Annotated in this window: 1 protein-coding gene; it reads right to left on the bottom strand. The window is 35.5% G+C overall.

What is annotated here, in order from left to right; genetic code table 11:
- Window positions 1–279 (bottom strand): phosphoenolpyruvate carboxykinase (ATP) (locus tag ACEWL1_RS12105; RefSeq protein WP_409233559.1); only part of this gene is annotated, 279 nt, incomplete at both ends.

The raw sequence follows: 279 nt of genomic DNA, 5'->3' as shown, positions 1-279 counted from the left end.
CAATCAGATACATTTTTGTAAGTGATTCTTGGATCTAAAATATCGCTCACTCCTTCCAATTTTTTTGGAATAGTAAGATTTAAATAGGGACTATGCATGGTTTCAGCCTTATCAATCTCGCCCGTTAAAATGGCATCAATAATAGCACGTGTATCCTTTAAAGAAATACGTTTGCCGGTTCCATTCCAACCAGTATTTACCAAATAGGCTTTCGCGTTGTGTTCTTTCATTTTACCAATCAATGTTTTTGAATACATTGTTGGGTGCAGAGACAAGAAA

This window comes from Polaribacter gochangensis (genome assembly GCF_046224025.1).
Taxonomy (GTDB): Bacteria; Bacteroidota; Bacteroidia; order Flavobacteriales; family Flavobacteriaceae; genus Polaribacter; species Polaribacter gochangensis.
The sequence above is the reverse complement of the archived record's forward strand: the minus strand, read 5'-3'. Positions and strand labels throughout refer to the sequence as shown.